Raw genomic sequence first — 26,686 nt, 5'->3', positions numbered from 1 at the left:
AGAACGAGCCCGCATCCGCAGCGAACGCCACCAACGCTGGGGCCGACCACGAGCAGCCTGACCAACCCGGCGAACCTATGTGGTCAACGCACTAGGCGGAGCGCGGGGCCCGTGATGTCAGGCGAACGCCTGACACCTCGCCCTCGCCGGCCGCCGGACGACGAACCCGACCGCAGCGAGAACCCGCCGGCGTCCCGGGCCCGTCGTACGGGTAGGGGGACGGAAGGAGCACGATGCAGGCGGCGTTGGAACGGGAGTACGTGGAGTACGTGCGGGCCGGCCTCGACCGGCTCCGCCGGTCCGCGTACCGGCTGTGCGGCGACGCGCACCACGGTGACGATCTCGTCCAACAGGCGATCACGAAGCTCTACGTCAACCGGCGGCGCGCGCGTGCGGCCGACAACACCGACGCGTACGTGCAGCGGATCCTGGTCCGGGTGTACCTGGACGAGCGCCGGTTGCGCTGGTCGGGTGTGTCGTTGTTCGCCTCCGCGCCCGAGGTCGCCGTCGAGCCGGACCACCGGGCCGACGACCGGGCCACCCCGCGGGCCGCGCTCGACCGGCTGCCACGCCGGCTGTCCGTGGTGCTGGTGCTGCGGTTCCTGTTCGACATGTCGGTCGAGGACGTCGCGGGAGCGCTCGGCTGCAGCCCCGGCACGGTCAAGAGCCAGACCGCGCGCGGGCTGGCGACCATGCGGCGGCTGCTCGACGAGCGCCCGCTGCCCATCACCGCGAAGGAGGCCTGATCGTGGACCGACTGCTGGACCCGCTGCGCGACGAGGACCCGTTGCCACCGTCCGAGGTGGACATCGACCGGGCGATCCGGGTGGGACGCGGGCGGGTGCGGACGTGGTGGGTCGGCACGGGGGTGCTCGTGGCCGCGGTGGCGTTCCTGGTGCCCGTCCTGGGGCCGCCGGGCGGCTCGGGCTCCTCCGTCGATCCCGCCACGTCGTCGCAGCGCGCCGCGGAGCCCCGCGACTTCGACCCGCTGCGGAGGGTGGTCGCGGTCGCCGACGTGCCGGGGATCGTCATCGACTCCTACACCACCGCACGGCGTTGGCAGCGGATCAGCGTGCGCGACGCCGGGTGGACGGGGCTGGGGTCGGTGACCGTGCACGCCCCGGGCAGGCAGGCCGCGGACGCCGAGGGCGGCGTGCTGCGGCCGGAGACCGGCACCCCGACCGAACCCGTGGACGGCCGGCCCGCCTACTGGGTCGACAGGCCGTCCGGTGACCTGCTCGCCTGGCAGTGGACCGACGGAGCCTGGGCGTTCGTCCGCTACCAGGACGTCAGGACCGAGGACGAGGCGGACCGCGACACCGCGCGCCGCATCGCGCTGGCCGTGCGGGTCGGCGCCGGCGAGCCGGTGACCATGCCGTTCACCGTCCCGCGCCGTACCAGTTGGTCGGCACCACCGCGGACCTGCGCCCACCCGGCGACCCGTTCGTGCGCACCGGGCTCCTCTTCGCCGCCGAGGACCCCGCCGACGCGGGTCAGTGCGTCGACTGCGTCGCGGTCGCCGTCGAGAACGGCGACCGGATGGCCTTGCGGAACGGGGTGAACCGGACCGTGGACGGTCACCCGGCGATGGTCGACGGGCGCAAGGTCACCATCTACGGGGTCACCGCCGGGTTCGCGGTCGACGTCTGGGGCGGAGTCGCCGGCGACGACGCCTCGCTCGCCGTCGCCCGGAGCGTGCGGCTGGTGCCGACACCGGACGACAGGTCGACCTGGACGACGCGACCACTCGGCTGACGACCGTGCCGTTGCGGGCGCGCGCCGACGTCACCGCACACGGCTGGTCCGTCGACCGCTGCCGCGGAGCAAATCGAGGTGGACGCCGTGGATCACCGTGCGACAATCCGGGCGTGGACAGAGGGAACAACGTCCCGGGGGTGCACTTCCTGCTCTCGCTGATCGACCCGGACGACGCCGCGACCGTCCGGCGGCGGCTCGGGATCGGCGAGCCCGAGGCGAATCCCGCGCGGTGGTGGGCGTGGTGGCTCCAGCAGCTGCGGGCGCCGACGTCGGTGCTGCTGTGGATGGTGGAGCGGGACGATCCCACCACGAACGCGCTGGCCTACCACCACGCGCACGCCACCGACGCGATCAGGCGCGACATCATCCGCGGCGTCCCGTTCGGCACGGCGACCGGACCGCTGCCGGTGGTGCGGACGTGCGACACGCCCGGCTGCTCCCACCGCGCACCGCCGCTCGTCGTCGGCCCGTCCGGGCTGGTCGGCGAGCTGCGGCAGGCGCGGTCCATGGCCGCGGCACGGGTGGCGGCCGATGCGGTGAGCAGGGCCGACTGGCCCGAGATCGTCGACGCGGACCGCGTCGAGCCGCTGCCGGGGTACGCGCGGTGGGCGCTGTCGATCCGCGTCGACTGCCCGCCGGAGGTGCGTGCGCAGTTCGGGTCGCACCCGAAGTTCGCCCACCGGCTGACGCGCGCGGGCATCGTCGGCGACCCGCGCGAGTACGTCGAACGCTGGACGCCCGCGCGGTCCGTGCTCGACGTGCTCCAGATCGGCACGGTCCTGTTCCCCGAACGCGCCCGTGAGGCCGCGGACTTCCTGACGCCGCTCGTCCGGCGTGAGCTGGGCGCGAACCCGGAGGCGTGGGCAGTGCTGGCCCAGGTGTTGCCGACGTTCACCGGCACGGCCCCGGAACTGGTGCGCACGTGCGGCGCGGTCGTCCTGGTCTAGTGCCGTGGCCGGCGGCCTTTGCCCCGTGTTCCGACGGTCGGACGGGCGCCGGAACACGCGACGAAGGTCGCAGGCCACGGCACTGGGTGACGGGCGGCTGGATTCGAACCAGCGTGATCTGCCTTGGCAAGGCGGTGCGTCTGCCCCTGCGCTACGACCCGTCGCGTCGATCGTAGGTGACCAGCGGACGGATGGGCGGAGGAGGAGGGGGCATCAGCCGGCGCAGCGTGAAGCGGCACGTCGTCGACCTGACCGATCGGCAGGCGCTGGTCTCCTGGCGCCCGGCCGAGCCGTCGGTCGTCACCGAGGCCGAGCGGCTCAAGGAGGCGGCGCTGCTCGACTTCGGGCTGACCGAGTCCGCGGTGGCGTCCTGGCTGTTCTCCAAGTGCCGCCACCAGGTCGCGACCACGGCGATCGGCACGGCGGCGGTCGTCGCCTCCGGTGACGGCTCGTGCCTGCTGCTGTTCAACCCGGACTTCTTCGTCGGCATCGGGCTGGACGGCGTCAAGTTCGTGCTGTTCCACGAGGCTCGCCACCTGGTGCACCGGCACCTGTTCACAGAACCGGAACTGCGCGCGGACCCGGTGTTCGCCATCGCCGCCGAGGTCGCGATCAACCACGTGGCCATGGTCCGGCTGCGCCGCACCTCGCTCCCCCGGCTCGACGGGCGGCCCACCGGCGTCGACCCGAGGGACGTCCACGCCGACTATGTCGCCGACCTCACCGCCCAAGGCCTCGAACCACTGCCCTACGACGACTTCCTGGACACCGACCTGGCCGTGTACCGCGAGCTGAAGCGGATGCGCAACCCGCCGGTGCCCGCGCCCCTGTGCGTGCACCTCGTCCCCGGTCACGTCCCGGCCGACCAGCGGACCGTCGACGCGACCGCGTCCTCGGTGCTGCTCAACTCCCTGCTCGCCGCACGCCGGGGGCACGGTAGCGCCGAGGCGGAGCTGCTCGACCTGATGGACCGCACCGCGAGCGCGTCCGAGCGGGCCGCCCGGATCTGGGGCTCGCTCGGCGCGGGCGCGTTGCGCGGCACGACCGCGCGGACCGGCGTCGTCGACTGGTGGCAGCGGTGGCTGGTCGACGTGCTCGCGTCCAAGCTGCGCCAAGGCGAACGGCTGGTGTACCCGAGGAAGCGGGGTGCGGTGCTGGCCGCGCTCGGGCACGCCCCCGTGCTGTCGCGGCGCGGCCCGGAGCGCGACAAGGTGCTGGTGATCGCCTACGACACGTCCGGCTCGATGCCGGACGACGTGGTCGGGTGGATGACCGACCTGGTCGGCCGCATCGAGGGCGTCGAGGCGCACTGGCTGTCGTTCGACGCCGTGGTGATGCCGTTCGAACCCGGTCAGGCGGTGCTCGGTGGCGGCGGCACGAGCTTCCAGGCCGTGGTGGACTACGTCGAGGGCCGCACCGCGCTGGACGGCGTGCCGTTCGAGGAACGGGCCGACGCGGTCGTCGTCCTGACCGACGGTCACGCACCGCACGTGACGCCCGCCGAGCCCGACAAGTGGATCTGGCTGATCACACCGGGCGGCGACGACTGGCCGGACGCCCACGACCCACCGATGGCCTGCCACCGCGTGCGGCCAGTGACCCGGACGGCAGGCTGATGAGCGACACCAAGAGCCGACCGTGGCGGCCCAACGCGACCTACCCCGTGCCGCCCGAGGGCTGGACCGGCGGGTCGCGGCTGTCCGCGTTCATCGACGCGATGATCGACATCGGGCAGACGGGGCAGGTGTACGGCGCGCACGGCATCGGCAAGACGGCCACGTTCTTCTCGCACATCGCCGAGGCGTACCCGGACACCGAGCTGGTGTTCGTGCCCGCGGCCAACCTCACGCCAGACGACCTGCTGATCAACGCGCCGGTGCGCGACGCCGACACCGGTGAGCTCGTGCTGCGGCAGTTGGTGATGAGCCAGCTCAAGCCGGGCAAGCGGTTCGTGCTGCTGATCGACGACTCGTTGCAGGCCGGTGAGACGATCCAGTCGCAGCTGATGCAGATCGCCTGCGACTGGACGCTCGGCGAGCACGACCTGCGCGCCCTCGGTTGCGTCGGGGTGTTCCTCAGCGACAACGAGTCCCTGGCCGAGACCTCCACCCGCCGCGGCGACCTCGCGATCCTCGACCGGGTGGTCACCACCCGCGTCACCGCGGACGACACCGCCTGGCGCACGACGCTCGCGGCGAAGTACCGGGACTGGGACCTGCGCGGGGTGTTCGGCGTCTGGAACTCGCTCGACCCGGCGACGCGCGAGCTGCTGTCGCCGCGCACCGTCGACCACGTGCTCGCCAACGCCCGCGAGGGCTTCCCGCTGCGCTGGGGGTTGCCGCTGGTCAACGGGGAGCGGTTGCGGCTGGTGGAACCGCACGCGGACGGCGGGCGCGGCCGGGACCGCGACCGCACCGCGGAGGTCCTCGACCGGATCGCCGCCGCGCTCGGCGTGCCGAACCCGGCCACGGTCCCCGACCCCGTGCGGCGGGTGCTGCGGGCCGCGGTGCGCAACCGGTGGAGCGTGCTGCTGCAAGGGCCGCCCGGCTGCGGCAAGACCCAGCTGGTGCGCCAGACGATCCGCGAGGAACTGGGCCGGGAGCCGCTGTACTTCTCGTTGCCGGTGACCAACGTCGAGGATCTGTGCGCGCCGATCCCGACCGCGACGGCACGTTGGAGAACCTGATGGCCGGGCAGTTCACCGGTGGTGAACCGAAGGCGATCGTGTGGGACGAGTACAACCGGCCCAAGGACAAGGCGGCGTTCGCGAAGCTGATGGAGATCACGCAGGAGTGGTCGTTGGCCGGCCGCCGGATCGAGAACCTCCGCGCGCAGGTCGCGATCCAGAACCCGCCGTACCACCTCGGCCGGAAACTCCTGGTGTCGCGCAACAACATCGCGCAGGCGACCAGGTTCACCGCGTCGCTCACCGTCGAGCCGGAGGACATCCCCGCCAACGAGTGGCTGATCGGCGCCTACGGCGGTGTCGCCGAGACCGTGCTGGAGTGGTGGAAGCACGACATCGACGACGACGGCCGGGCGTGGATCACGAAGCGCACCATCGAGCGGCTGGTGAAGCTGCACGACCGCGGCCTGCCGCTGGAGATGGCCACGATCTACCTCGGTGACGGCGAGTACGCGCCCGTCCCGCTCACCGCGCTGGTCGACCGCCTGGCGCGGCGCGCGGTCACCGGGCTCGGCGAGCTGGCGCGGCACGTCGACGCGTGGGAGGCCAGGCTGCGGCGGTCGCGCGAGGAGTCCGGCGAGGGCACGAACGACAGCGACGTGGTCCACCAGGTGCTCGCCAACGCCGAGCTGTCGCAACTGCGGCGGCACCGCAAGGTGGTGGTCCGGCTGGTCGCGCTGCTGCCGCCGAAGCTGCGGGCGACCTACCTGGTGGGTGTCGCCGAGGACCGGCAGCGGTTCTGGGTGGAGACGTTCGCGCGGATGGCGCGTCAGGGCTGACCGGGCGGGCCGGGCGGTGGCTGCCGGTGCACGCTGCGCACGGCGGACACGTCGGCGTGCGGCGCGGGTCGGTCAGGGATGTCCGCGCTCAACGCGTCCAACCGGCGCCGGACGCTCGTGGCGATGCCCTTCCCCAGCGCGAAACGCGTCGGCGTGACGGCCCGCAGCGCACCGTCGAGCAGCCGGTGCGCCTCGCCGCTGCGCAGCCCCGTGTCGCTCAGGACCAGGTGCCGCAACCCGTGTGGCCGTGCCGCGAGCGCCTCGGCGATCGTGGTCGTCGCGGCCTCGTCCAGCCGGTTGTCCCGCGCGCCGAGGACTCCCGCCGCCTTCACCCGACCGAGGTCGCACACCTCGACGCCCGCCGCCACGGCCCCGACCACGAGCCGGGTGGCGGCGGCCGGCCCGATGCCGTTGCTGGCGACCGAGAGCCGCCGCAGCCGCCCACCCGGCACGAGCGCGTCCGCGATGGTCTCCGCGCCCCGGTCGCCGAGCCGCGCGGCGGACACGTACAGCTCGCTGACCACGTCGGCGCGCAGGAGGACGGCGAGGTGCGCCGCGCCCTCCGCGCCGAGCGGGTTGCCGCCGACGTAGAGGCGTTCGACCCGACGCCCGGACGCGGCGGCGGTGACCAGCGCGTCCACCAGGACGGCGAGGCCCGGCGCGTCCAGGCCGGTCTGGACCAGGTCGAGGGTGCGCAGCGAACGGGCGGCCTCGACGATTCCCACCGCGGCCTCGCCCGCGCCGCCGTCGAGCGGGTTGCGCTTGAGCCAGATCCCGGTGACCCGGGACGCCTGCGGCGACGCGCGCAGGTTGTCCGCGATGTCGCAGGCGCCACCGGCGGTGATCCCGTTGCAACCCAGGTACAGCGTCTCCACTTCCCGTTCGACGGCCCGGCCCGCCACCTCGGCCGCGCCCTCGTCGCCGAGCTCGTCGGTGCCCAGCAGCAGGTGCCGGACCACGCCGGGGCGCAGCGCGTCCGCGACCAGCCTGGCCCCGGTCGGCCCGAGCGCCTGCTTGCACAGGTCGAGACGACCGTCCGGGAGCGCGGTCCCGGATGGGAAGTCCAACCGCCGGTCGGTCGTGCCGCCGGTGCGCAGCCACGACAGCAGCGGTTCGAGGTCGCCGGCGGGGCGCGGTCGCATCGGGCTCACCAGTCCACCTCGCGGTAGTCCTTGAGGAGGACGCCTGCGACCGGCGCGCCCGCTTCACCCCGGACGATCGGGTCGTAGACGCGCGCCGAGCCGTCGACGACGTCGAGCGGCGTGCGGAAACCGCGTTCGGCGAGCCTGGCCTTCTTCGGCGCCGGGTTCTCGTCGGTGATCCACCCGGTGTCCACCGCGCACATGTACACGCCCCGCCGGGCCAGGTCGGGGCCGCTGGTGCGGGTCAGCATGTTGAGCGCGGCCTTGGCCATGTTGGTGTGCGGGTGCCGGGCGGTCTTGTTCCGGACCGCGAACCGGCCCTCGACCGCCGAGACGTTGACGACGTAGCGGCGCGGGAAGGCCGACGCCAGCAGCAGCGGCAGCAGGCGGTCGCACAGCAGGGTCGGCGCTAGCGCGTTGACCAGCTGCGTCTCCAACACCTCGGTCGGGTCCAGCTCGCCGATGTGCGACGACCAGGAGTTGACCGGCGCGGTGTCGGGCAGCAACCCGGCCTCGTCCACCGCCATCCCTCCCGCCGCCGGCACGGGGGTGAGCGCCTGGCGGGTGTTCCCCAGCACGGGCATCGGGCGGAACCCGGGCGCCAGGCGGACGTTCGCGGGCAGCACGCCGGTCTCGCCGCCGACCAGGGCCGCGTACGACCCGGGCGGTCGGCGCACGGTCTGGGCCGCGTTGTTGACCAGGATGTCGAGCGGCCTGCCCTCGGCGCGCAGCGACTCGCACAGGCCGAGCACCTGGCGCGGGTCGCACAGGTCGATGCCCACGACCGACAGCCGGTCCAGCCACGCCTCGCTGCCCGGCGCCGCCCGGAAGCGCCGCACCGCGTCGTGCGGGAAGCGCGTGGTGACGATCAGCTCCACGCCGTCGCGCAGCATCATCAGCGCGAGGTGGAAGCCGATCTTCACCCGGCCGCCGGTGAGCAGCGCGCGGCGTCCCGCCAGGTCCACGCGCGCCACCCGGCGCTCGGCGTTCTCCGCCGCGCAGGTCGGGCACAGCCGGTGGTAGAACGCGTCGGCCAGCCGGTACCCCGCCTTGCAGACGTAACAGCGGCGGGGCCGGGCGAGCGGACGCGCCGGCGCGGCCGGTTCGACGTGCAGCGGGGCGTCCTCGCGGCGATCGTGGCCCCCGGTGGCGGTGGTGGCGTCGACCGCCGCGTCGGCCGCCGCGCGCTCGGCGGCCCGCACCTTCCTCCGCCGCTGCTTGCCGTCGCGGACGAACGACTCCGCGACCCGCTCCGCGCGCAGGCGCACCGGATCGTCGGCGGGCAGGGCGCGCAGCCTGGCGACGGCCGCGTGGAACGCCGCCTGCTCGTGCTCGTCCATCCCGCTGGTCTTCTCCCCGGTCGTCGTGGTCCCGGCAGGATTCGAACCTGCGTGTCCGCCTTGCGGAGACGGCGCGTCTGCCTCTGCGCTACGGGACCGGACAGCCTGCCCAGGCGGCCGGATTCGAACCGGCGTGACCCGCACTGCCAGTGCGGAGCGCCTGCCTCTGCGCTACGACCTGGGCATTGGACGGCATCCTATCTCCGAGCCGCGCCGAGGTCGCCAGGCTGTCCGTCGCCCTGCCCTCGGCGTCGGCGGCGGTGGTCCGCATCGAAGTGCCCGCGATGCTGTCGGCGCCGAGAACCGGCTGGCGCGGTCCGGATCGCCGGAACAGCCGCCGCCTGACAATCTCCTTGCGGTGCAACGCAAGGAAGCCCGTCCCCTCCAACCGGCACCTAGTGTCGGCGGTGACCGGCCCCTGGAGCACGGAGGAGATCGACGGTGCTCGACATCGACCACACGGCCGCCCGCGCCATCGAGGAGCTGACCGCCGCCACCGGGGTCGGCCGCGAAGGCGGCTTGCGGATCGCCAAGGCCGAGCGGGACTTCGACCTGTCGATCCAGCCGCACCCGGCGGCCGACGACGTGGTCGTCGCCCGCGGCGACACCCGCGTCTTCCTGGACCCCCGGGCGGCGCAGGCGTTGTCGGACAAGGTGCTGGACGTGCGCGGGCGCCGCGCCGGCCGCATCCACTTCGGCGTCTACCCGCGGGCTTGAGACCCGGGCCGGTGCCGACGAGCGGACGAGCCGAGGCCGGGTGCCGGCGTCGGCGCGGAGATCCCGGAGGTCGGACGATGAGGACCGCCGCACTCCTGCTGGTCGCCTGCGGCCTGCTCACGGCCTGCGGCGTCACCACTCAACGCGAGCCGCAGCCGCTGACCACCTCCACCGCGAACCCCGCGCCGACGCCGACCGTCACCCAGCGACCGGACCCCACGTCCTCCGCTTCGCCGTCACCGACGAGCACGACGACCCGGGACGAACCGGGCACGCCGATCACCCGGCATCCCGGTCCGCGGTCCTCGGCGGACGGATCACCAGGGCGACCGTGACGCCGAGCACGGCGACCGCACCGCCGACCACCAGGTCATTGACCGTCGCCGCAGTGGGGTCGACCTGGTCGCGGTAGCCGATCAGCCACGGTGCGGCGGCGAGCCACCCGCCCGCCGCGGCCAGCACCGGACCGGCCCACCTGGCGTCCGCGGGCGCCATCGCGCCGGTCAGCGCGACCACCACGACGACGATCCCGGTGACGACCTCGTTGCCGTGGCCGGTGAACCAGGTCCCGACGACGCCGTAGCCCAGGGCGAACGGTGACACGACCAGCCACAGCCCGAGCAGGAACGCACCCGAGCTCAGCCGGGCGGCGATCGCGTGACGCCGCGGTGGCCGGGGGCCGACCGCGTGGAACGAGTGGTCGGGTTCGTGGTCGATGGTGACCTCCTGGTGCGGGGTTCCGGTCGGCGTGCCCGGGCGGACGGAAGGCGATCGGGTGGACGGAGGTCAGTCGTCGAACCGCACCTTGGCCCACACGGTCGTGTGCGCCGCCGCCGAGACGACGCCCCACTGCTCCACCAGGCCGTCGACGATCAGCAGCCCGGCTCCGAGGGACCACGGCGCGGTGTGCCGGGGCGTGTGGTCGCGGACCCGGATCGTCAGGGTGTCGGTCCACGCGTCCGTCGTCAGTTCCAGCACGTAGGGCGGCTCGCCGTGGCGCCGGGCGTTGTCCAGCAGCTCGCCGACGACCACACCCACCCGCAGGACGTCCTGGCCGGGCCGACCGCCGACGCGGTCCCGCAACCACGACGCGACCTCGGGTGCCGGCGGGGAGTCGTGGTCCTCCATGACCAGGACGACGGTGTCGTGGCCGCGTGCCGGATCACGAGGTTGGCGCTCGGAGTACACGTTCCAGCATCCCGTGAACCGGCCGCGGCGAACCTGACGATCGCCTTGCGGTCGCCGGCGGCTTCACCCCGCGCAGCGCAGGCACGAGTGGGGCCGATCGCGCGGCCACGGCCACCCCACCCGTCCGCGACCGCCCGGCTCCACAGCAGCCGCCAGACCGCGTCGTCCAGCCCGGGCGCGGGGAACCCGCTCGTCACGGCGGTCGGCGCGGAACGCGGGACCGCGCCGCGGTGATCGGGTCGTCCACCGCGCGGGTGGGCGGAGAATGGTCGACTCGCGTGGGTACCGCCCCCGCGAGTCGCCACACCATCATGCCCCGAACAGCGCCCGTCCGACCTGACGAACACCTGACGATCCCCCTCAGCCCCTGTGCCGGGCAAAGCCGGTCTTCGGGCAGGTGACGGCGGCCAGGGGTGGCCGGCGGGAGGAGGGGCCGCCGGCCACCCGTGCCGGGCCGTGGCCCGCTCAGGTGGTCAACCGACGACCCACCGCTGGACGGCGAGGCCGTTGCACGTCCACTGGTGCACCGGCGAGCCCGCCGCCGTGCCCCAGTCCTTGTTGTCCAGGCACAGGCCGCTGTGCCGGTTGACCAGCGTGGTCGTGCCGTTGGTCGTGGTCAGCCGCCACTGCTGGACGGCGAGGCCGTTGCACGTCCACTGGTGCACCGGCGAGCCCGCCGCCGTGCCCCAGTCCTTGTTGTCCAGGCACAGGCCGCTGTGGCCGTTGACGACGCTGTAGTAGCCGTTGCCGACCGCACTCAGGTACCAGTCCTGCGCGGCCAGGTTGTTGCAGGTCCACTGCCGCACCTCCGCGCCCGGTGTGGTGACGAGGTTGTAGTCGTCCAGGCAGAGGCCGCTGTGCTCGTTGCGGATCCGCACGCGCGTGCCGCCGCCGGTCTCGCCGGACGGTCCCTGGAGCACGGTGGAGGTGGACACCGGCACGCCGAGGTTGGGCGTGCCGTCGGCGTTCCACGAGATCTTCTGCACCCGTGTGGTGCGGGTGGTGCCGCACCCCTGCGACGACGAGGAGTTGGCGTGGTAGGCGATCCAGGTCTCGGTGCCGTCCGGCGAGGTGAAGAACGAGTGGTGGCCGGGGCCGTAGACGCCGGCGGCGTCGTTGCGCTGGAAGATCGGGTTCGCGAACTTCGTCCAGGAGCTCTGCGCCAACGGGTCGCCACCGCGGTACTCCAGCATGCCCAGCTTGTAGTCGGCGGTGCCGCAGTAGCTCGCGGAGTAGGTCAGGAACGTCCGGCCGCCGCGCTGCAGGGCGAACGACCCCTCGTTGACCGGTTGCCCCTGCCGCTCCCACGCCAGGGTGGGCGCGGAGATGCGGGTGCCGTGGGCCGAGACCGTCGTCGGGCTGCTCATCGGCGCGATGTAGATCGACTGGAGCCCGTCGGCGTGGAAGGCCGAGTAGTGGAAGTACAGGGCTCCGTTGAGCTTGAGCACCGCGCCGTCGATCGCCCAACCGTTGTTCGGCATCAGGTTGAGCACGCCACGATAGGTGTACGGACCCGCCGGGTCGTTCGCGGCGCTCTCCAGCACGTGCGTGCGGCGCGCCCCGTACCCGGACCGCGGTTCCACCGAGTAGTAGACGTACCAGCGGTTGCCGATCTGCTCGAGGTGTGGGGCCCACATCGTGCAGCAGCCCTCGTTCTGGGTCGCGGTGAAGATCCGCGTCTCCGGCGCGCTGCGCAGCCCGGCGATCGTGGACGACCGCCGCATCAGGATGTCGGAGGTCCACGTCGTGGCGACGTAGTAGTACTGGCCGTTGTGCTGCACCAGCGTCGGGTCGGCGCTGTTGGGCGCCGGCACGACCGGGTTGGTGAACGACGGGCCGGGCGCGGCGTCGGCGTGGTCCTGGCTCACCAGGACCACGGACAGCGCGGCGACGAGGGCGGCGACGAGCGACAGGGCTCGTCGGCCCGCACCACGCCGATGGGCAAGCATCATGGGAACTCCTGGGTGGGGAGCGGGGTGGAGTCGGACGACGCGCGACCGGCCGGTCGAGTCCCGCTGGACCAGCGTTGACCGGCCACGGCAGTAGGGCCAGCTCTGTTAGCGCTCACATCGATGGGCGGCGATCACTGCTCGCGACGAGGGTTCGCGAGCTGGCCTAGAACAGGAGGAGAGGGCCGGGCTCCGTCGCGAAGCCCTTCGATCAAAGAGGTCTACCGGGTGGAGGTCTCGCCCGAAGAACACTGCCCGCGCATCGGTTTGTACCGCAGAATCACGCTTCGCCTCCTTGCGAGCAAGATCCGACCACGCTCACCGCCGGATGCCGGGCTCACACGATCGGGAGCGTTTCGCAGCACCGTAGCGCAACGTTTTCGTCGCGAGCAAGACCCGATCGCCGAGCACGGACGTCATCGGTTAACGCTCACAACTCGCACGCTGAGCCGACGACGGCGGAGCCAGGCGGTAGGTCACGCCGGACAGGCCAGCGTTAAAACGCTTTCACCAGTGCACCCGGAGTGCAGAACGGCCATTGTCGCTGATGCCGGCCGGACTCACCCCGACGACCGCGTATTGACAGCCGTTCCGGCTGCCTGGTTCGCTACGGGTGAGGTAACCGTTTTCACGCGGTCACCGGTACGCGCTGCCGTTCCATGACGTGGAGGCACCGATGCCCCCAGTTGCCCGCCGCGGCTTCCTGGTGCGCAGCGCGCTCGCCGCCGGATCGACGCACGCCGCCACAACCGAACTGTCCGATCGTCGGGGTGCGCGCCACACCGACACGTCAAGGGACCATCATGAGACGACCGACAAAGACGTCCGCAGTCGTTGCCGTGACCGCAGTCCTGTCCGGTATCGCGGTGGCGGTGGTGTCCGCGCCCGCCGTGCACGCCGCGACGACCCGGTACGAGGCCGAGGCCTCCCCCGCCACCTGTGACGGCGCCGTCGCCTCGAACCACTCCGGCTACTCCGGCTCCGGGTTCTGCGACTCCACCGGCGCGGTCGGCGCGTCAGCGCGGTTCACGGTCGACGCGACCGCCGCCGGCGCCGCGACCCTCGCCATCCGGTACGCGAACGGCTCCACCAACCGGCCGGCGGACATCAGCGTCAACGGCGCGGTGGTGCAGGCCGGCTCCGCGTTCGACGGCACCGGAGCGTGGAACACCTGGGCGACCAAGACGCTCACCGTCCCGGTGACCGCGGGCGCCAACACCGTGCAGCTCGCCGCCACCACCACCGGCGGGCTGGCCAACATCGACTACCTCGACCTCACCACCACCGACGGCGGCTCCGAGGGGGCCAGGCGGATGGAGAGCCTCGGCCGCGGCGTGGTGGCGGTGCGCTCCAGCAGCACCGAGGTCCTCGTCAGCTGGCGGCTGCTGGGCCTCGACCCGACCGGGATCGGCTTCAACGTCTACCGGTCGACCGACGGCGGCGGCGAGGTCAAGCTCAACTCCTCGGTGCTGACCGGCGGCACCAACTTCACCGACTCCACGGCCAACGCCACCCGCTCCAACAGCTACCGGGTGCGCCCGGTGGTCAACGACGTGGAGCAGGCGCCCAGCGGTGCGTTCACCCTGGCCGCGAACCGCGCGGTCGAGCCCGTGGTGCGGGTGCCGCTGCGCGCCGGCGGCGCGGTGAAGTTCCTCTGGGTCGGCGACCTGGACGGCGACGGCGAATACGACTACGTGCTCGACCGGCAGACCTCGCCGCAGAAGATCGAGGCCTACCGCCGTGACGGCCGGTTCCTCTGGCAGGTCGACATGGGCCCCAACAGCACCAACCAGAACAACATCGAGGGCGGCTCGGCCACCATCGACGTCGGCCACAACGACGGCGTCACCGTCCAGGACCTCGACAGCGACGGCCGTGCCGAGGTCGCCGTGCGCATCGCCAACGGCGTCACCTTCGGCAACGGCGTCCGGTTCACCGACAGCAACGACAACCGCCAGCACATCGCCATCCTCGACGGCATGACCGGCGCGCCCCGCGCCACCGCGCCGGTGCCCACCGACTACCTGGCCGACGGCCCGATGTACGCCCGCTTCGGCGTCGGCTACCTCGACGGCGTCAACCCCAGCCTGGTGGCGTTCATGAAGAACCGGATCGGCAGCGGCGACTTCAACCTGATGTTCGCCGCCTGGCGGTTCACCGGCAACGCGCTGACCATGCAGTGGAAGTTCCTGCGCGGCAACCAGAACCTGCCCGACGGCCACAACACCCGCATCATCGACGTCGACGGTGACGGCCGCGACGAGATCGCCGAGATCGGGTTCGTGCTCAACGGCGACGGCCGCCTGCGCTACTCCCTGGGCCCGGCAGGCGTCGTGCACGGCGACCGCTTCCACATCGCCGACCTGGACCCCGCCCGTCCGGGGCTGGAGGGCTACGGCGTGCAGCAGGTCAACCCCAGCGGCCTGCGCGACTACTACTACGACGCCGCCAACGGCAACATCATCTGGCGCCACACCGAACCCGGCACCGCCGACGTGGGCCGCGGCATGGCCGGCGACATCGACCCCCGCCACCCCGGCATGGAGGTCTGGGCGTTCTCCGGTCTCTACAACGCGGCGACCAACCGGCTCACCCAGTCGAGCACGTCACTGCAGCCGTGGCCGCAACTGGGCCTGTACTGGGACGGCGACACCACCATGGAGCTGCTCAACGACGGCAAGTTCGAGAAGTGGAACCCGACCAGCCCCACCACCACCAACAGCGTGCCGCGACTGCTCACGACCTCGCAGTACGGCGCGGTCGACGCGGCCCAGGGCAACTCGCCGGTCATCTACGGCGACATCCTCGGCGACTGGCGCGAAGAGGTCCTCTACACCAACGCCGCCTTCAACGAACTGATCATCTTCACCACCAACCGACCGAGCAACACCAGGCTCTACACGCTCGCCCACAACCCCGCCTACCGCAACGCCATGACCCTCAAGGGCTACATGCAGTCCCACCACGTCGACTACTTCCTCGGCGCGAACATGGCCACACCGCCCCGCCCGGCCATCACCTACCCGTCGAGGTAGGCGCGTCCGGCACCGCCGCGTCACGTGAACCGGGGAGCCGCCCCGCCGTCCCACCGGCGGCGGGCGGCTCCTCCTCGGACGGGCAGACGTCGACAACCACATCACCAGCTCGGGCGAGTCCGCGGTGGCGGTGCAGATCACCTGGTACCGCAACGCTGCCGCTCTGCACCCGGTACGGCATCGTGTCCGTCCAGCCCGCCGGGACAAGGAGGCGGACACGACCGACTGGCAGCGTCCACAAGTCCTACGTCGACACGAAGCCGGGGTCAACCGCGTGTTCGTCCGCGCCTACCACCCGGATGCCCGCCCGCTACTGACGTGGCAGGTGCCCGCGCACGCGGTCCGGCGAATCCTCAGGAATGCTCCGCGGATGGCCGACCGGCGGGATCGGGCATCGTCGCGGGGTCCTCCGAGCCACGCCGGGTGAGCACCAGGGGTTCGTCCTCGGTGATGGCGATCGTGTGCTCGGAGTGGGCCGTGCGCGAGCCGTCGGCCGACCGGATCGTCCAGCCGTCGTCGTCGTAGACGATCCGATCGGTCGTGCGCGTGAACCACGGTTCGAGCGCGAGGGTCAGCCCCGGCCGGAGCTTCAGGCCGCGACCCGCCCGGCCCTTGTTGGACACGTGGAGGTCCTCGTGCATGGTGCGGCCGATGCCGTGGCCGCCGAACTCGGTGTTGACCGGGTAGCCGTAATCGCGGGCCACCGCCCAGATCGCCGCCGAGATGTCACCCAGGTGGTTGCCCGGACGTGCCACCCGGATCGCCGCCTCCAACGCCTCCTCGGTGGCGCGGATGATCCGCAGGTCCTCCTCGGCGGGGGTGCCGACGATGACCGTGCGCGCCGAGTCGGCCACCCAGCCGTCGATGCCGACCGCGAGGTCCGCGCTGAGCACGTCCCCGTCGCGCAGCGTGTAGTCGTGGGGCAGGCCGTGCAGCACGGCGTCGTTGACCGACAGGCAGATGACGTTGCGGAACGGGCCGCTCCCGAAGGACGGCGAGTAGTCCCAGTAGCACGACTCGGCCCCGCGCCGTTCGATCATGCCGCGCACGTGGTGCTCGAGGTCCAGCAGGTTGACGCCCACCTCGGCGAGCCGGCCGACCTCGGAGAGCGCCTCGGCGACGAAACGCCCGGCCACGTGCATGCGCTGGATCTCCGCCGGCGTCTTCAACTCGATCACGACATGACCTCGCCCCGGGTGTTGGTATAGTTATACCGTCACCCTAGCACTTGCGGGTATAACTATACCAACCCTATCCTGGGCGCATGGTCCGCCAACCGCTCACCCCCGAGCAGATCGAAGCCGGCAGGCGCCTCGGCGCCCTGCTGCGCCGCGCGCGAGCGGAACGCGACCCGGGCGAGGTCGCGCACGCGGCCGGCATCTCGCCGGAGACCCTGCGCAAGATCGAGACCGGACGCCTGCCGTCACCCGGGTTCGGCACGATCGTCCGCCTCAGCGAGGCGCTCGACGTGCCGCTGCACGAGTTGGCGGCCACCTGGCGCGGCGCCGACCAACCGCTGAAAGCCGTTTCGTAGCCGCCCGACCGGCACTGGTTCCTACCGCGCGCCATTCCTGGCAGCTGGGAGATCGCTGCCCAGAGGTGTTGTTTTTAGTCAACACTGAAGCTATCGATACCACCGACTCGCACTGGGGTGGACGGGCGGGAATCCGGACTACCGCGGGCGCACCGCCCTGATCCACATGTGCCAGGGGACCGCGTCGTTGTCGACCTGCGGTTCCCGCAGGGCCTCGATGAGCAGACCGGAGTCCTCCAAGGCCGTGGTGTAGGCGCTCAGCGGGTGGTTCCACCCCTGGAACTTCATCCGCATCCCGTCGCGCTCGACCTCTTCCTCGAAGCGGTGACGTCCGAAGTACGGGCGGTCGAGCACGAACACGCCGTCACGGCGGCTGCCGGTGTTCGTGATCGGGTGGGTGACCGCCAGGCAGAGCCTGCCACCCGGTTCGAGCACCCGGCCGATCTCGGAGACGGTGCCCGGCAGGTCGTCGACGTCCATCAACACGCAGTACGCGATGACGAGGTCGAAGCTGTGGTCCGGGAAGGGGAGGTCCGCCGAGTCCGCCAGCAGGTACCGACCCCCGGGGTGGGCCTGTCGCGCCGCGTCCAGCAGGGTGGGCGAGGCGTCGATGCCGGTGACCCGGTGCCCGCGCTCGACGAGGTCGCGGGACACCCGGCCCTCGCCGCAGCCGAGGTCGAGGGTTGCCCGGCCGGCGGGCGGCACCAGCTCGAAGAACGCGTCACGGTAGCGCCAGTACGAGTCGAAGCCCGGTTTGCGCACCCAGGCGGTCCAGTTCCGCGCCTGCTCTTCCCAGTCCTGCCCGGCCGCGGTCAGCGCATCGTCGGTCATTGGCCGCAGCATAACGCGGGCCGGGAACGGGGCAATCGACTTTCCACTGCCGCCCTCCGCCAGCCCGGTGGGCGACGCTGATCAGGTCGGTGCCGGTGCCCGCGGCGGTGGCGGGCCGGTGAACTGGTGGCTGCCCGCCTGGGCCGCCCGCGTGCTGCACGTGCCGGATTCCCGCTGCGCGAGGACCGCCTCGTCGGCCACCCGGCGTGACCCCGGTGGTGCGCCCGCCGGTGATCACCTGCACTATCGGGGCATGCGCAGCTCACTGTTCAACCACGCCGAGCGGTCCGTCGAGCCGGGCAGCTTCCAGTTGCAGAACGACCGCATGCTCAAGGTGGACCTCACCGGCAGCGGCGGGTTCTTCTTCGCCAAGCAGGGGTCGATGGTCGCTTACCAGGGCGATGTCGACTTCGCCTACGAGGGCAGCGGCGGCCTCGGCAAGCTGTTCAAGAAGGCCCTCACCGGTGAGGGCATGTCGTTGATGAAGGTGTCCGGCAGCGGCGACGTGTTCCTCGCCCAGGACGCCGACGAGGTGTTCGTGCTCTACCTGGAGAACGAGGGCGTCACCGTCAACGGCAAGAACGTGCTCGCGTTCGAGAGCACGCTCAAGTGGGACATCAACCGCGTCGAAGGCGCGTCGATGCTCAGCGGCGGCCTGTTCAACACGACGTTCACCGGCACCGGCGCGCTCGCCGTCACCGCCTTCGGCACGCCGGTCGTGCTGAACGTGGACGTTCCCACGTACGTCGACATGCAGTCCTCCGTCCTGTGGTCCACCTCGTTGCAGTCCTCGATCCGCAGGACCGCCAAGCTCGGCGCGGCCATCGGGCGCGGCTCCGGCGAGGCGTACCAGCTCGCGCTGTCCGGGCAGGGCATCGTCGTCGTGCAGGCGTCGGAAGGCCACCCCGCACCGCCCAAGCAGTGACGCGCACCGCGGCCGGGCCGTGAGCCCGCCCGGCCGCGGGCGCCGCTGGTCAGACCGCTACCGGCGCAGCGGTCCGCCGGCCGGCCCCCGGGGATTGAACAGGGTGTCCTTTGTGGACGAGTTCCCGGCGCGCGGGCCGTTGCTCGACTGGGCGCACGACACCCGGAGCCACCGCCTTCGGCCCCGAGACCGCTGTCGGGCCGTCCGGCGGCGGATCGGCGGAGCCGAACGCGGGCAACGGGCACGCCGGCCGGCCGAACGTTCGCACACGTCCCGGAGATTCGTCGCGGATCGTGGTGCCGGGCTCGTGACGGCCGGTACCTTGACCGGATGGTGACCGTTTCCGGGCTGGCCTTGTACCCGGTCAAGGGGTGTGGCGGTGTCGTCGTGGAGCGGGCCGAGGTCGCCCGGACCGGGCTGGTCCACGATCGGCTGTACGCGCCGGTCGGGGCGGACGGCGGGATCGTCTGGCAGGGCGAGGCGCCGCGCCTGGCCGCGGTCCGGGTCCGGCTGCTGCACGACGGCGCGAAGCTGGCGCTGAGCGCGCCCGGTGCCGGCGAGCTGGTGCTGGACATGACTGCGGACGGCACGGCACGGCCGGTGGACGTGGAGAAGTGGCCCGGGTCCGGCATCGACCAGGGCGACGAGGCGGCGGAGTGGCTGTCCGACGCGGTCGGCAAGGCGGTCCGCCTGGTGCGCGAACCGGACCGGGCGAACCGCGCCCGCAACAGCACCGACCCGACCGCCCTGCTGGTCCTCTCGCTGTCCACACTGGACGCCCTGAACGCCCGGATCGCGCGCAAAGGCGCGGAGCCGGTGCCGATGGACCGGTTCCGGCCCAACATCGTGATCAGCGGCTGGCCCGAACCGCACACCGAGGACCGGGTCGCCCGGATGGCGATCGGCGACACCGAGATCGGCTTCGGCGAACTGGCCATCCGCTGCGCGGTCACCCTCGTCGACCAGACGACCGGCGTCCGCGTCGGCCCCGAACCGCTGCGCACCCTGGCCGACTACCGCCGCGAGCCCGACGGCGTCAGCTTCGGCCTCAAAGCCGCCGTGCTCACCCCCGGCCACATCACCGTCGGCGACACCGTCACCGTCACCGAATGGCACTGACCCGCCAACCGGTCGAACGACACCGGCCCAGGGGGCGTCCCGGCCTCAGAGCCGCCGGGTGCGGAGCACTCCGGTCATCATCGGCAGGGTGAACCCGCCTCGGCCGGTTTCCGGGCGGCTCGCGAGGAAAGCCCGGATCGCGCCGAGCGTGGCCTCTCGGTCCTGGTCCGGCATCACGAGCATCCCGGCGCGCGTCGCGAGCGTCGCGACGAGGGAGTCGGCGGTGCGCCGCTGCCCGTGCGGGAACTCCGCCTGCTCCGGTGAGCCGAACCGGACGTCCGACCCGGTCACCGGGAGGTGCGCGCCCGCCGTCGCCGCGCGCCAGCTGCTCACCGCGTCACGCGGGCCGACAGCCGCGCTCCCGCTGACCCGCGCGAGTCCCGCGACCCAGTCGACCCGGTCGTCCAGCACGTTCCACAGGCCCGCCAGCACACCCCCGGGCGCGAGGACCCTGGCCATCTCCGGCCCCGCGACGGTCAGGTCGAACCAGTGCAGGGCGTTGCCGGCCAGCACGGCATCGACCGACGCGTCCGGCAGGGGAATCGCCTCGGCGCTGCCCGCCAGGGCACGGACGTCCGGCAGCGCGCGGCGCAACTCGGTCAGCATCGCCGCGTCCGGCTCGACCGCGACGACGTCAGCGCCCGACGCGACCAGCGCGGCCGTCAGCTTGCCGGTTCCGGCGCCGAGATCGAGCACCCGCCGGCCGGGCGCGAACTCCACCGCCCACCGCACCGCGGCCCGCGCGTAGTCCGGGCGGTGCTCGGCGTACGCAGCCGCCGCCGTGCCGAACGACGAGCCGAGCAGTGATCGTTCTCCCACTCCTCCACGCTACCGCCGTGCTGCGGCTGGACGGCCTCCGAGACGAAGACCAGGAAGCTACGGCCGGCCGTTGATGCCGTACGACTCGCGCCGCCCGGCACGGCGCACCGGCTAGAGGTAGGAGACGAGCCTCTCGGCCAGCTCCGCCGGGTGGCTGACCGGGACGCAGTGCGGCCCGTCGATCTCGTCCGGCTCCAGGCCGAGCCGCTCGCGCGCGACCCGCCGCTGGAACTCCGGCGGGAAGAACCGGTCGTCCCGGCACAGGAGCACGCGGGTGGGCACGTCGGGCAGCGCGTCGAGCGGCCAGGGCTCGGCGAACTCGGCGCTCACCTGCGAGCGGCCGTGCGCCTGGGCCCGCGCCACGACGTCGGCCGGTACGCCGTTGAAGAACACCTCGGTGTCGTCGAGTCCCTCGGGGTGCTCGAACCCGGTGTTGTCCCACCAGTCACCCGGCGCCTCCCCCGGCGCGGGCACCATCCCGGCGAGGAACACCAGGAGCCGCACGGGCAGCCGGGCGCACACCAGCGGTGCGGTGAAGCCCCCGTAGGAGTGCCCCACCACGACGAGGTCCCGGCGGTCTCCGACGGCGTCCACGACGGTGTCGGTGAACTCGGCGAGCCCGGCCGCGGGGTCGTCGATGGGCAGGTCAGGGGCCACGACGTCGTGCCCGCGCCCGCGCAGCTCGGGTTCGAGGCGCTCGAAGTCCCGACCGCTGCCACCGCCGCCGTGGATCAACACGAAGGTGCTCATGCCCACAGCCTGCCACCCTCGGTCGCCGTCCTCCGGAGAAGGGCGGCGCACCAGTGGAAGTGGCCGTCGCCACCGTCGGAGGAGAACAGGTCGTAGGTGGTGAGGGCGTACACGGCCTGGTAGAGCGCGAGGGTCTCGACGGGGTGGCCGAGCTCCTCGGCGAACAGGCGGGTGAGGGTGGCGGTGTGGTGGTGGGCGTGTGGTCCGTACATGTCCCACACGGCGGCGGTGACGGCGGCGTCGAACGCGGGATCGCCGGCGGTGGTGAAGAAGCCGAAGTCGAGGACGGCGGTGGGGCGACCGGTGTGGTCGACGTGGATGTTGGGCGGGACGAGGTCGCCGTGGACGGCGGTGACGGGTGGGTCGGGCAGGGCAGTGAGGGCGGCGAGCACCTGGTCCACCACGGCGGGCAGGCCCGGGACGTGGCCGGCGAGCAGGTCGCCGTGGCGGCGGGCGGCACGGCGGACGAGGGCGGCGAGCGCGTCGGGGAAGCGCGTGTGCCCCTGCCAGAGCGGCCGGTCGTCGCCCTGGACGGTGAGCTCGCGCATGGCCTCGGTGCCCGGGACGGTGGCGAGGCCGCGCAGGACCGTCAGCAGCGCGGCGGTCTCGGTGGCGGGCAGGTCGCGTTCGGCGGAGGTCATGACGGGGTCGGGGCGCAACGGGGTCCCGGTCAGCTCGCGTTCGTAGGTGACGAGAACGCCGTCGTGGACCTCGCTGTCGAGGATTTCCGGCGTGGCGAAGGGCAACCGGTGCCGGGCGATGTCCGCGTAGACCCGGCGCGAGAGGTCGAGGTCCGCCGGCGGCCGGCCGCTCCACACCTTGGCCACCAGGCCCTCGTCGAGTCGGTAGACGGCGCCTTCGACCCCGGCGGCCAGAGGGCGTGGCGCGCGGTGGCCCCGACGGGTGAAGTACGCGACCCACTCGTCGGAGTGGCGCTGGCGGTATTCGACCATGAGGGGAGTACACCCGCCCTCCCCCGTGCCCGCACCCGGATTTCGCGGGAACCGGGCAGCCTCACTCGCGTGCGGTGAGGTGAGCCGGCAGCAGGTCGTGGCGGAACCGGTAGGTGGCGCCGACCCGGCGGAGGACCCCGCGACCTCCGCTTCGGCGAGCCGACCGGGGTGTACCACCGGATCGAACTCGACCGCACGTACGAGGTGCACCGCCGGCACTGCTCGGAGATCACCGCCACCGAGCGGCGTTGCGCGACGTGCGAGTCCGCGACGACCTGCCGGAGAGCGACCAGCGCTGAAGACCTCGGTGGATCACTGCGAGTCGCGGCTCAGCCGGTCGCGAATCCCGTCGACCACACCGTAGGCGAGGGCCTCCTCCGCGGTGAACCACCTGCCCCGGGCGGCATCCGCGGCGACCTGCTCGACGGACTGGCCGGTCTGCGCCGCGACGATGGCCGTCATCTCCTTGCTCGTCCGGTCGAGCAGGTCGAGCTGCAGCGGGGTCGGGTGGGGCGGCCCCGCCGGCGCCCGCATCATGATCTTGGCGTGCGGCAGCGCGTACCTCTTGCCCGGCGCGCCGTCCGACAGCAGGACCTGGGCGATGCCGACGGCCAAGCCGGCGGCCCAGGTGACCACGTCGGGCCGGATGAGCCGCATCGTGTCGAAGATCGCCATGCCCGCGGTGACCAGGCCGCCCGGCGAGTTGATGTAGAAGTGGATGTCCGCGGTCGGGTCGGCCTGCTCCATGAGCAGGAGTTGGGCGACGATCCGGTTGGCTTCCGCGTCGTCGACCTCGGAGGTCAGCAGGACCACGCGTTCCCGCAGCAGTCGCCGGGCGCCGTGCCCGCTCAGCATGGCTTCGAGGGGGAGATCATCCACTCACCTTAAGGAGCGAAGGACCACCGGCCGGATCCGTGGCCTGAAGCTGCCAGACCCGACAGGCAGGACGAAGGGCTGCGGGAACGTCGCCCCGCAGCCCTTCGTCCTCACGTGCCCGGTCAGCGGGCGGCGTGCTCCTCCGCCACCTCCGCGTCGGTCAGGGCGCGGGCCACGGCGCGGACCTCGTCGACCGAGCCGTGCCAGAAGTCGCCGCGCACGCCGGCGTACTTGGCGCGGCCGACGGTCAACGGCCCGGTGCTGACCTCGTCCGGCCCGATCGGGATCGCCGCCGCACGCACACCGTCGACGTACAGGCGCGTCTCGCCCGCCGCCTCGTCGCGCACGCCGGCCAGGTGGTACCAGCGGCCGAGTTCCGGCGTGGCGGCCAGCGTGGCCCGCCGGCCGCCGGGAACGCTGAACGCCCACCGGCCCTGCCCGTACTGGAGGTAGAACGGGTTCTCCACGCGCCGGCCGTCCTGGCTGACGGCGGTGGCGTAGTTGCCGGGCAGCGAGTCCATCCTCACCCACGCCGACACCGAGTACGAGCCGGTGGTGTCGAGCACCGGTCCGGCGGTCTGGGCGTACTCGCCGTTCCCGTCGAACGTCAGCGCCTGCCCTCGCACGCCGGTCGTCCACGCCGCGTCCCCGGTGAGTGACAACGGGTTGGGCGCGCCGCCCGTGTCGTCGCCGTTGCCGTCCAACGACCAGGAGCCCTTGCCGTCGTACGTGCGCTCGGCCGCGGCGGCGCCGGCCGAGACGACCCGCTCGTTGATCTCACGCACCGGACCCGGGTCGACCTTGATCTCACGCCGGTCATAGGTCCACAGGCCGTTCAGCTCGGTCTCCACGTCGGTGATCTGCGTGTAGACCGACCCGGACAGCTCCGCGCCGGCCGCGTCGAGGTAGAACGCCTCGGTGTTCGACACGTACTTGGCGGTCAACGCGGCCTTGTCGGGCACACCGCTGTAGATCACGGCCGGCGCGCCGGGCCACTGGTGGCCGGGCGTGCGCAGGGTGATCCCGCCGTGCTCGCCGTCCATCGCGACGCGGGTGGCGTCCGGCCAGGCCGGATCGGTGTTGTTGTAGTCGTGGTGGTCGATCACGTCGCCCTTGCCCGAGTCGCCCTTCGACGCGCAGCAGTTGACGCCGCTGTGCGCGTTGACGACCCGGGACGGGTCCGCTGCCTTGACCGACTCGGTGATCCGGCCGGTCTCCTCCCGGTTCCACTCGCCCCAACCCTCGTTGAACACGATCCAGCCGATGACGGCGGGCGAGTCGTGCAGCTGCTCCATGGCACGCCTGCCCTCGGTGAGGAACGCCTGCTGCCCGGTCTCGTCGGTGACGTTGACGTTCACGAAGTCCTGCCACACCAGCAGGCCGAGCCGGTCGGCGTGGTAGTACCAGCGGGCGGGCTCGATCTTGATGTGCTTGCGCAGCGCGTTGAACCCGAGGTCCTTCTGGGCCTTGATGTCCCACGCCAACGCCTCGTCGCTGGGCGCGGTGTTGAGGCCGTCGGGCCAGAAGCCCTGGTCCAGCATGGCCAGCGAGAACACCGGCTCGCCGTTGAGGACGAGCTTCGGGAAGCCGGCGACGTCGCGCACACCGATGGAACGCATGCCGAAGTAGCTCTCGACCTCGTCCCTGCTGCGACCGTCCTCCAGGGTCACGTCCAAGTCGTACAGGTACGGGTCGTCAGGGCTCCACAGGCGCGGGTTCGGCACCGGCAGGGTCAGGTCGGTGTTCGGCGCGCCGGTGACCGTGCCGACCTTCGTGCCCCGCTCGTCGCGGGCGGTGGCGGTGACCTTGGCGTTCGCCGAGGCCGTCGACGACGACACGCGGACGGTGAGCGTGTCCTTGGTGGTGTCCGGCGTGGTCTTCACGTCGTCGATCGCCTTGTCCGGCACGGGCTCCAGCCACACGGTCTGCCAGATGCCCGAGGACGCCGTGTAGACGATGCCGCCCGGGTTGCGGGACTGCTTGCCGATCGGCTGGTTGTCGCCGGTGGTGTCGGTGACCGCGACGATCAGCTCGTGCCGGCCGCCGCCGCGCAGGGCGTCGGTGATGTCGGCGGTGAACGCGGTGTAGCCGCCGGTGTGCTCGGCGACGAGCGTGCCGTCCACCCACACCCTGGCGTGGTGGTCGACCGCGCCGAAGTTGAGCTTGAGCCGCCGGCCCCGGCCGACCCGCCAGTCGCGCGGCACCTCGAACAGGCGGCGGTAGAACATGTGGTCCTCGTGGCGTTCCAGCCCGGAGAGCTGGGACTCCACCGGGAACGGCACGGTGATCCGCTCGGGCAGGCCGCGGCCGAACGCGGGCTGCTGCCCCGCGGTGGCGGCGGAGAACTCCCACTGGCCGTTGAGGTTGAGCCACTCGTCGCGCTCCTGCTGGGGACGCGGGTACTCGGGCAGCGGGTGGTCCTCGTCGACCCGCTCGCCCCACTCGGTCCGGAGGCGCTGGGTGGAGGTGTTGGTCGCGCTGCGGATGATCCGGGGCACGGTGTCCGCGCCGACGACCAGGCCGCCGTCGCCGTCGTAGGTGACCCGGACCCGTTGCGGCTTCTGGATGGTCGCGCCGAGTCGCACGACGACCTTGGTGCGGTCGCGGCGGTCGACCGCGGCGGACCCGATCGGGAACGGCACGGTGTCGACCTCGACCTCGAGGTGCGACTTCAGGTCACCGAGGTGGTGCACGCGCTGGTCGAACGCGGCCTCCAGCCTCCTGCCGTCCGGCGACACGGTGAGGCCGACCGGGTAGACCGGGAAGTCGGCAGGCGGGAGGAACGCCGTCTCCGGCACCGGCTGCTTGGCCAGCGTCGGCGTAGACCAGCGCAGGCGCAGGTTCGCGCCGCCGACGTCCTGGAACAGCTCCATCCGGAAGTCGTGCCGCTCGCCCGCGACGAGGTGGACCGGCGCGCTGTGCTGCTCGACGTCCCAGTCGCCGACCCAGTGGTCGATGACCGGCGCGCCGTCGAGGAACAGGCGGAAGCCGTTGTCGCCGATGGCGTGGAAGGTGTAGTCGCCGGTGACGGGCGCGGTGAGGCTGCCGGTCCAGCGGGCCGTGGTGTGCTCGGTGCGGCCGGTGAGCTGCTGGAACGTGCCGGTCAGGTCGGCGAAGTCGACGTTCGGGTCGAGGGTGGCGCCGCCGGACTCGGCGAAGTCGCGGGCGCCGGGTGCGGACATCCGGAAGTACTCGCCCTTGAGACCGTGCGCGGGTGGCGCGGCGGCGGTCGCGGTCGCGGTGACGACGGGGGCGAGCAGGAGTGCCAAGAGCAGGGCCGACAGCCGTCTGGCGGCACGGGGCATGGAACTCTCCTCGGGGCTCGACTATGAGGCCCA

25 protein-coding genes and 3 tRNA genes are annotated in these 26,686 nt (G+C 72.4%); 12 read left to right on the top strand and 16 right to left on the bottom strand.

Annotated features, from left to right (window positions below):
• Positions 1–233 precede the first annotated feature (233 nt).
• From AB0H12_RS36945 to AB0H12_RS36930, 4 genes are all read left to right on the top strand, one after another.
• A complete protein-coding gene (locus tag AB0H12_RS36945; protein ID WP_499629277.1) occupies positions 234–746 on the top strand; it encodes a SigE family RNA polymerase sigma factor in 513 nt (170 codons plus the stop codon).
• Between the two features lie 2 nt (positions 747–748).
• Entirely contained in the window at positions 749–1,561 is an 813-nt protein-coding gene (locus AB0H12_RS36940) for a hypothetical protein (RefSeq protein ID WP_499629276.1), read from the top strand.
• Complete coding sequence (locus AB0H12_RS36935) at positions 1,558–1,755, top strand: hypothetical protein (RefSeq protein WP_499629273.1); 198 nt, start codon at positions 1,558–1,560, stop codon at positions 1,753–1,755. Before AB0H12_RS36940 ends, AB0H12_RS36935 begins: the two co-directional genes overlap by 4 nt.
• 113 nt (positions 1,756–1,868) lie before the next feature.
• Entirely contained in the window at positions 1,869–2,705 is an 837-nt protein-coding gene (locus AB0H12_RS36930) for a hypothetical protein (protein ID WP_499629271.1), read from the top strand.
• Positions 2,706–2,792: 87 nt separating this feature from the next.
• On the opposite strand, the gene AB0H12_RS36925 is transcribed toward AB0H12_RS36930, so the two are convergent.
• A tRNA-Gly gene (locus AB0H12_RS36925) sits at positions 2,793–2,868 on the bottom strand.
• 13 nt (positions 2,869–2,881) lie between these two features.
• Here AB0H12_RS36925 and AB0H12_RS36920 point away from each other — a divergent pair.
• The 3 genes from AB0H12_RS36920 to AB0H12_RS36910 are packed head-to-tail and all read left to right on the top strand — an operon-like array spanning position 2,882 to position 6,170.
• Positions 2,882–4,321, top strand: coding sequence for a vWA domain-containing protein (locus AB0H12_RS36920; RefSeq protein WP_499629269.1), 1,440 nt, complete (start codon positions 2,882–2,884; stop codon positions 4,319–4,321).
• Positions 4,321–5,391, top strand: coding sequence for a hypothetical protein (locus tag AB0H12_RS36915; protein WP_499629267.1), 1,071 nt, complete (start codon positions 4,321–4,323; stop codon positions 5,389–5,391). The genes AB0H12_RS36920 and AB0H12_RS36915 overlap by 1 nt, the downstream gene beginning before the upstream one ends.
• Positions 5,349–6,170 (top strand): hypothetical protein, encoded by an 822-nt coding sequence (locus tag AB0H12_RS36910; RefSeq protein ID WP_499629265.1) that lies wholly within the window; start codon positions 5,349–5,351, stop codon positions 6,168–6,170. Before AB0H12_RS36915 ends, AB0H12_RS36910 begins: the two co-directional genes overlap by 43 nt.
• On the opposite strand, the gene AB0H12_RS36905 is transcribed toward AB0H12_RS36910, so the two are convergent.
• The 4 genes from AB0H12_RS36905 to AB0H12_RS36890 all read right to left on the bottom strand — a co-directional run bounded on the left by AB0H12_RS36905 (position 6,161) and on the right by AB0H12_RS36890 (position 8,834).
• Entirely contained in the window at positions 6,161–7,312 is a 1,152-nt protein-coding gene (locus AB0H12_RS36905) for a leucine-rich repeat domain-containing protein (RefSeq protein ID WP_499629288.1), read from the bottom strand. The genes AB0H12_RS36910 and AB0H12_RS36905 overlap by 10 nt on opposite strands.
• 5 nt (positions 7,313–7,317) lie before the next feature.
• Positions 7,318–8,652, bottom strand: coding sequence for an SDR family NAD(P)-dependent oxidoreductase (locus tag AB0H12_RS36900; RefSeq protein WP_499629263.1), 1,335 nt, complete (start codon positions 8,650–8,652; stop codon positions 7,318–7,320).
• Between the two features lie 26 nt (positions 8,653–8,678).
• A tRNA-Ala gene (locus tag AB0H12_RS36895) sits at positions 8,679–8,750 on the bottom strand.
• A gap of 10 nt (positions 8,751–8,760) precedes the next feature.
• Positions 8,761–8,834 (bottom strand) — tRNA-Ala (locus AB0H12_RS36890).
• A 259-nt stretch (positions 8,835–9,093) separates the two neighbouring features.
• Between AB0H12_RS36890 and AB0H12_RS36885 the strand changes: the two genes are divergently transcribed.
• On the top strand, positions 9,094–9,369 hold the full coding sequence (locus tag AB0H12_RS36885; RefSeq protein ID WP_499629261.1) for a hypothetical protein: 276 nt from the start codon (positions 9,094–9,096) through the stop codon (positions 9,367–9,369).
• 139 nt (positions 9,370–9,508) lie between these two features.
• On the opposite strand, the gene AB0H12_RS36880 is transcribed toward AB0H12_RS36885, so the two are convergent.
• From AB0H12_RS36880 to AB0H12_RS36865, 4 genes are all read right to left on the bottom strand, one after another.
• Positions 9,509–9,643 carry a hypothetical protein gene (locus tag AB0H12_RS36880; protein ID WP_499629260.1) on the bottom strand — a complete coding sequence of 45 codons (135 nt, stop codon included), beginning with the start codon at positions 9,641–9,643 and terminating at the stop codon, positions 9,509–9,511.
• A 5-nt stretch (positions 9,644–9,648) separates the two neighbouring features.
• Positions 9,649–9,993: an SPW repeat domain-containing protein gene (locus tag AB0H12_RS36875; RefSeq protein WP_499629286.1), complete on the bottom strand. Its 345-nt coding sequence runs from the start codon at positions 9,991–9,993 to the stop codon at positions 9,649–9,651.
• A gap of 162 nt (positions 9,994–10,155) precedes the next feature.
• A complete protein-coding gene (locus AB0H12_RS36870; protein ID WP_499629258.1) occupies positions 10,156–10,557 on the bottom strand; it encodes an ATP-binding protein in 402 nt (133 codons plus the stop codon).
• 473 nt (positions 10,558–11,030) lie between these two features.
• A complete protein-coding gene (locus AB0H12_RS36865; protein WP_499629255.1) occupies positions 11,031–12,509 on the bottom strand; it encodes a family 43 glycosylhydrolase in 1,479 nt (492 codons plus the stop codon).
• Positions 12,510–13,345: 836 nt separating this feature from the next.
• On the opposite strand from AB0H12_RS36865, the gene AB0H12_RS36860 reads away from it, so the two are divergent.
• On the top strand, positions 13,346–15,541 hold the full coding sequence (locus AB0H12_RS36860; RefSeq protein WP_499629253.1) for a rhamnogalacturonan lyase family protein: 2,196 nt from the start codon (positions 13,346–13,348) through the stop codon (positions 15,539–15,541).
• A 353-nt stretch (positions 15,542–15,894) separates the two neighbouring features.
• Here AB0H12_RS36860 and map read toward each other — a convergent pair whose 3' ends face one another.
• Positions 15,895–16,719 carry a type I methionyl aminopeptidase gene (gene map / locus AB0H12_RS36855; protein ID WP_499629250.1) on the bottom strand — a complete coding sequence of 275 codons (825 nt, stop codon included), beginning with the start codon at positions 16,717–16,719 and terminating at the stop codon, positions 15,895–15,897.
• A gap of 86 nt (positions 16,720–16,805) precedes the next feature.
• Between map and AB0H12_RS36850 the strand changes: the two genes are divergently transcribed.
• Entirely contained in the window at positions 16,806–17,075 is a 270-nt protein-coding gene (locus AB0H12_RS36850; RefSeq protein ID WP_499629248.1) for a helix-turn-helix transcriptional regulator, read from the top strand.
• A 138-nt stretch (positions 17,076–17,213) separates the two neighbouring features.
• Here AB0H12_RS36850 and AB0H12_RS36845 read toward each other — a convergent pair whose 3' ends face one another.
• Positions 17,214–17,906, bottom strand: coding sequence for a class I SAM-dependent methyltransferase (locus AB0H12_RS36845; protein ID WP_499629246.1), 693 nt, complete (start codon positions 17,904–17,906; stop codon positions 17,214–17,216).
• 253 nt (positions 17,907–18,159) lie between these two features.
• On the opposite strand from AB0H12_RS36845, the gene AB0H12_RS36840 reads away from it, so the two are divergent.
• A complete protein-coding gene (locus tag AB0H12_RS36840; RefSeq protein WP_499629244.1) occupies positions 18,160–18,831 on the top strand; it encodes an AIM24 family protein in 672 nt (223 codons plus the stop codon).
• Positions 18,832–19,161: 330 nt separating this feature from the next.
• Positions 19,162–19,950, top strand: a complete 789-nt coding sequence (locus tag AB0H12_RS36835) for an MOSC domain-containing protein (RefSeq protein ID WP_499629241.1) — start codon at positions 19,162–19,164, stop codon at positions 19,948–19,950.
• Positions 19,951–19,995: 45 nt separating this feature from the next.
• On the opposite strand, the gene AB0H12_RS36830 is transcribed toward AB0H12_RS36835, so the two are convergent.
• The 5 genes from AB0H12_RS36830 to AB0H12_RS36810 all read right to left on the bottom strand — a co-directional run bounded on the left by AB0H12_RS36830 (position 19,996) and on the right by AB0H12_RS36810 (position 26,653).
• Positions 19,996–20,769 carry a class I SAM-dependent methyltransferase gene (locus AB0H12_RS36830; RefSeq protein WP_499629239.1) on the bottom strand — a complete coding sequence of 258 codons (774 nt, stop codon included), beginning with the start codon at positions 20,767–20,769 and terminating at the stop codon, positions 19,996–19,998.
• A 111-nt stretch (positions 20,770–20,880) separates the two neighbouring features.
• Entirely contained in the window at positions 20,881–21,519 is a 639-nt protein-coding gene (locus AB0H12_RS36825; RefSeq protein WP_499629237.1) for an alpha/beta fold hydrolase, read from the bottom strand.
• Positions 21,516–22,472, bottom strand: coding sequence for a phosphotransferase family protein (locus tag AB0H12_RS36820; protein ID WP_499629234.1), 957 nt, complete (start codon positions 22,470–22,472; stop codon positions 21,516–21,518). Before AB0H12_RS36820 ends, AB0H12_RS36825 begins: the two co-directional genes overlap by 4 nt.
• Before the next feature lie 312 nt (positions 22,473–22,784).
• The gene (locus tag AB0H12_RS36815; protein WP_499629284.1) at positions 22,785–23,327 is read right to left on the bottom strand and encodes a ClpP family protease; all 543 of its coding nucleotides are present in this window, start codon (positions 23,325–23,327) and stop codon (positions 22,785–22,787) included.
• 143 nt (positions 23,328–23,470) lie between these two features.
• A complete protein-coding gene (locus AB0H12_RS36810) occupies positions 23,471–26,653 on the bottom strand; it encodes a LamG-like jellyroll fold domain-containing protein (protein ID WP_499629232.1) in 3,183 nt (1,060 codons plus the stop codon).
• Positions 26,654–26,686: the final 33 nt, after the last annotated feature.

Source organism: Actinosynnema sp. NPDC023794 (assembly GCF_040639675.1).
Taxonomy (GTDB): Bacteria; Actinomycetota; Actinomycetes; order Mycobacteriales; family Pseudonocardiaceae; genus Actinosynnema; species Actinosynnema luteola.
This window is presented reverse-complemented; position numbering and strand designations above follow the sequence as displayed.